6 protein-coding genes are annotated in these 5157 nt (G+C 29.6%); 1 reads left to right on the top strand and 5 read right to left on the bottom strand.

Annotated elements, in window-relative coordinates; genetic code table 11:
- The coding region (locus KKC53_06200) for a hypothetical protein (GenBank protein ID MBU2598742.1) at positions 1–241 on the top strand (241 nt) is incomplete at its 5' end.
- A 238-nt stretch (positions 242–479) separates the two neighbouring features.
- On the opposite strand, the gene KKC53_06195 is transcribed toward KKC53_06200, so the two are convergent.
- From KKC53_06195 to KKC53_06175, 5 genes are all read right to left on the bottom strand, one after another.
- The gene (locus KKC53_06195; protein ID MBU2598741.1) at positions 480–1880 is read right to left on the bottom strand and encodes a putative DNA binding domain-containing protein; all 1401 of its coding nucleotides are present in this window, start codon (positions 1878–1880) and stop codon (positions 480–482) included.
- A gap of 362 nt (positions 1881–2242) precedes the next feature.
- Complete coding sequence (locus KKC53_06190) at positions 2243–2725, bottom strand: nucleotidyltransferase domain-containing protein (protein MBU2598740.1); 483 nt, start codon at positions 2723–2725, stop codon at positions 2243–2245.
- A 58-nt stretch (positions 2726–2783) separates the two neighbouring features.
- Positions 2784–2975 carry a hypothetical protein gene (locus tag KKC53_06185; GenBank protein MBU2598739.1) on the bottom strand — a complete coding sequence of 64 codons (192 nt, stop codon included), beginning with the start codon at positions 2973–2975 and terminating at the stop codon, positions 2784–2786.
- Entirely contained in the window at positions 2972–3745 is a 774-nt protein-coding gene (locus KKC53_06180; GenBank protein MBU2598738.1) for a hypothetical protein, read from the bottom strand. The genes KKC53_06185 and KKC53_06180 overlap by 4 nt, the downstream gene beginning before the upstream one ends.
- 268 nt (positions 3746–4013) lie before the next feature.
- The coding region (locus KKC53_06175; GenBank protein ID MBU2598737.1) for a transposase at positions 4014–5157 on the bottom strand (1144 nt) is incomplete at its 5' end.

Genomic DNA, 5157 nt, shown 5'->3' with positions numbered 1-5157 from the left:
TGGTTTCAAATTTTATTTAGAAAATTTTGTTGATGTTGTTAAGAATGGTTTTAGATTTTCTGAAATTGCTGATTTGCTCAATGATTTAAGAAATATAATTGCACATCAAAAAATTCTCTTTTCTTCCTCTATTTCATATAAAGCAATTTATAAAGTTTCAATTATTTATTTTTCTAATGGTTCTATTTTTAATCCACCAACTTCTGATTCTAATTCCCTTATTTCTATCAATTTTTCATAAAGACTATCACTAATTTCTAAAGTTATTTTTTCATTCTTTATTCCGTCGCATTTGCGTCGCATTATTTCAAAACATAATAAATCCCTCTACCAATTCCTTCTCGTTTAATTATATTTTTTAATTATCATATTTTATTTCGGAATTATTTCAGAATTATGTAAGATGTAATATGAACCCTTTGTCATTCACTTCTGTTATAATTTTTCAATACCTTTTCAATACCTTTTCAATACTTCACCTATTTCACAACATATCTTGTTGACCTTCCAATCCCCACCCTATTGAATATGTCTTTTAGTAAAAGGTCTTTTAACTCTAAATAGGCGGTTTTATCAGACACTTTATTCATTTTCATATACTCTCTCTTGGTTATGCTGCCTTTTTCTTTAACATACACTATTGCCTTTTTTTGTCTATCATTTATGTCCAGTATATGAAATTTTTCCCTCTCAATTTCTTCTTCAAATTTCTTGCCAGGACCATAAATAATAACTTCAAATCCTCCGGATAAATTTTGAAATAATGGTTCATCTAATTGTTGTTCTATCAGTCTTTCAATAACTCTGTTTGTTCCTTTACCCCATTGTTCAATATATTTAATCAAAAATAGCCCATTAGCAATCAATGGGTTTCTTGGTATTGATCTATGTTTTCTTTTTAGATCTTCAGGAGTTAATGGATCAGGCAATTCCCCGGGATTCCACACTTCTATCCTATCATCAAAAATAGATAATTGGGTTTGTGCAGAAGTATTATATTCTCTATGTGCCAATGCATTACTCAATACCTCCTCTAACGCTCTAATAGGGTATTCCCATCTATCATATCTCCTGTTTTCATCAAAGAAAATTCCGTGCTTTATATGCTGCATAATAAATTTCAGGGATTCTTCTCTTAATTGAGGGATTGTATTTTCAAATACTTTCATATCAATATAATCATGGGTATCTGTTCCCTTGAATCTGGCACATCTTATTTTTGCATGTAAGAAAAAATTTGTTGGTTCTTTGCCAAAGAGCAGAACAGCAGCATTGGTCAACCCTTCATCTTTATATAGTTTTAATCTCTCAAGAGCTTCTTTTACAGGAGTTTCGGAGTCAATATCTAAATTTCTTTCTGCTTTTGCTTTTCTCAAAAACCATCTCACTTTTTCTTCATCTATATCATCTAATATTGCATCCTCACAAACCTGAGAATCCCATAAAAATTCCTTTCCTTCTGAAATCATTCTTCTTAATTCATTAGCTGTTATTTTCTGGTTTACTCTTCCAACTCTTCTAAATGCTACAGGAATTCTATCTATCTTAGCAAACACTGGTTTTACTGGACTCTCCTTTACTTCAATAATCAGAAGAGTTTTTCCTTTTAATTCCTCTAGATCAATGGAGGGAAATATCACTGGATCTGTGTTCTGTTTAATTTCATTGCTTAGGTTTTCAATCTCCCTCCCCCTGATTTCCATTCCAATAATCTCCTTTACTGAACCATTTTTATTTTCTTCTATTCCAACAAAAATCTTTCCCCCTTTAGAGTTCGCAAATGCTGAAATTGTTTTAAGAATTTCCTTCCTTTCTGCTAAGGATTTCTTAAATTCAATTTCCTGGGATTCACATTTTTTTATCAATTCTTTAATTTTCATACTTATATTTCCTCAACTATCCTAACTTTAGATGCTTTTTAATTTTATTCATCTTTCTTTCTAACCTATTATTAATTAATTCAATTTATATAACAAAAAATTATCACTTATAAACTCAGCTCCAACAAATGATTCTACGAGTTTAAAAACTTATAGAACCCATATTTATATTTGTTCATAGTAATATATTAAAAACCAATAATATATCTGTAGATAAGTTTTATGCAAAAAAATTTGGGAGCAAAATACTAATGTCTAATTTATATAAAGGAAAAATTTTTAATTTTGTTGAATAAATTAGCAAAGATAAAAATTTACTCTTCTTTTATTTTTCTTTAAGCAATTTAAAAATTTACGATTTTCTATTCTCTTTGCCATAAAATAATTCCTTGTCGAACTTGCTCATAAAAAATTGGGTCTTTTTCTTTAAGCTCTGTTTCCCCTAATTCAGTTCGAACTATAATTTGTACTTTTCTTTTTAATTTTAATTTATTAATCTGAAACTCTATTTCTTCTTTTTTATTGTTGCTAATTACAAATAAATCTATATCACTATCTTTAATATCTTCACCTCTAGATGAACTTCCAAAAAGTATTACTTTAGAAGATAAACTTTCTAGTTTTTTAAGAACAGGTTGTATATAAATTATCATTTTTAATACTTTCAATTGCTTAACAACAGGATTTTCATAATTCAGAGAATATAAATGCATTTTACCTTTTTTATACATATTGATAAAATTCGATTTCACAAGTTCCCTTAATGCATAATTGGTCCCTGACTTACTAATACTTACTACTTCCCTAATTTCTCTCTCAACAAATTCTTTCCCAGGATAATCCAAGAAAAAATTTAAGACCTTTTGTGAAGTTCACTATGACACTTCTTTATTACTGAAGTCTTTAATCAATTTGGTCTATAAAATTATCTATCCATTCATCAATTTCATCAATATTTTGATGTGAAACAACAGACCAAAACATTCTTTGTGGTGATTTTCCTTTTAATAAACCAAATTTTTTGGAACGTTCTTCGAGTGTTTTCCTCTCGAAACAGTTCTGATCATGAATAAGTGCTTTATTATTAAAATTCATTTATTCTCAATGGAATTAATTATTTTTACAAACTCTACTGCCTTTTCTGAAATTTGCCTATTTTCAATTATATAACGTATATCGTAATGTATGCTTCTTCTTGAAGCAATTTTTGTCATACGATTAGTGTCTAATCTGATACGCCGATGCATATTTAGATATATTCTTGCTAACTCCTGTAGAGACAATGGATATCCCTTTCTTGTAACCTCATAATATATGTCTACAAAAGCTTTTTCAATTGAAGCTCTTCCTTTGTTCGAGTATTTAAATTCACTGGTTGTATAAACTAAAACAATTTCTTTTGCTAAGTAAAGTTGTCTTAAGATAGAGATAATATCTCCTTTCACATTTGGAAGAGCATCTATACCATTTTCAATAAGTAAATCTACTATCTCATTAATGTTATTTCTTTCAACAAAAAGAATGACCGGAAAACGTTCTGGTATATGCTCCATGAACACAGAAAGGATATCAAGTCCGGATATAAAAAACTGATAACCACTCCCTTCTAAAATTTTAATAACTTTTTTTCCAGTTTTAGAAATAATAGGAGATACCAATTCTTTCTTTTCATAGAGAGAATAAAGGCCTTTCCCTACTCTCGAAAGATATCCTTTTTCCACAAGATTCCAAAGTGTCCAATAGAGAGTAGACCTTTTCTTGTTAAGTAGAGGCTCCACATCTGAGATAGTAAAAACATCTTTATTTTTTAAGTTGTTTTTAATAATTCTAACCTTTTCCTCTATACTCAATCTTTTCGTCTTCATAATTTTTATCCTTTGCTTGTATTATATGTAAAAAAATAATATCACAGAAAAGATATCAATTCAATAAAAAGTCGCAAATATATTATTTGCGACCATTATTAGTTTATCATTTTTTACGGCAATGATGCATAAAAATGAAAACCGGACATTTTTATTTTGCTGGAGACGGACATTTTTACTTTGCCTTGACATCCCTATTTTTCTTTATGAAATTGAGTATAAGCTCTTTTGACAACTCCCCATAGCTAAAGCAAGGGGATTCTCCAACTTATACCGTTACCGGTTTTCGTGTTTGGAGTTCCTGCTTCACTGTAGAAACCAATGCTTCTACTCCACAGGCTATCACCGAATGTCCTTCGGCTAATATGTTTTTACTTGCATTTAAATCTGCATTTTCTGTGTGTTTACATTTTACACATTGAAATTTTATTAGTGATTCTCTGTTTTCTTTAGCAATATGAGAACATATGCTACATTTGATACTGGTATTTTTTGGATTGATAAGGATTAAATCTCCTCCATACCAATACATCTTGTATGAAAGAAAATCTTTAAACATAGACCATCCCTGGTCAAGAATAGCCCTATTTAATCCAGATTTAGCTTTAACATTTTTTCCTGGATTCTCTATAGTACCTCTTATAGATTTAGTCATATTCCTTACCTTCAAGTCTTCCATGACAATTAAGCTGTGGCTTTTGGCTAATTGTGTGGAAGTTTTGTGTAGAAAATCTTTACGTACATTTGATATATGATAGTAGAGTTTATTTATTTTTGCTTTAGTTTTTATCCAGTTAGAAGAAAATTTCTTTTTCTTTGCTAATCTTCTCTGAAGTCTGGCTAATTTAACAAGATTCTTCTTTAACGGTGATACTGAATAAATGGCTGTTTTATCTGAACATTGGGCAAATATTTTTATCCCTCTGTCTATACCTATCTCTGATTGTTTTTTTTCTTTTGGCTCGGCTATATCAAGCTTGCAGTTAAAGGAAATATAGTAGTTGTTGCATTTCTTAGATATAGTCACATTCTTTATCTTACCTTTAATTTCTCTTGTCTTTGTGAAATGCACTACTTTAAATTTAGGAAGTTTTACCTGACCTACCTTTTTAGATAGTTGACTCATTAAAGTTATATTCTGTGGGATTCTAAAACTATCGTTTATTCCTTTCTTTTTAAATTTAGGATAACCTGAACCACTAAAGAAGTTTTTAAATGCCAGGTCTAAGTCTTTATTAACCTGCTGGAGAGATTGAGAAGGTGGTAGTGACAACCAATCATATTCCTTTTTCCATTTTCTTAGGAGTTTATCTAAATCAAATCGTGATAGTTTTTCTTTCTTATTCTCCCAAAGTTCTTTCTTTAATGCTAATCCTTTATTGTATATATATCTGCATGAACCTATTGTCTGA

This window comes from Actinomycetota bacterium, assembly GCA_018830725.1.
Classification (GTDB): Bacteria; Actinomycetota; Humimicrobiia; order JAHJRV01; family JAHJRV01; genus JAHJRV01.
The sequence above is the reverse complement of the archived record's forward strand: the minus strand, read 5'-3'. Positions and strand labels throughout refer to the sequence as shown.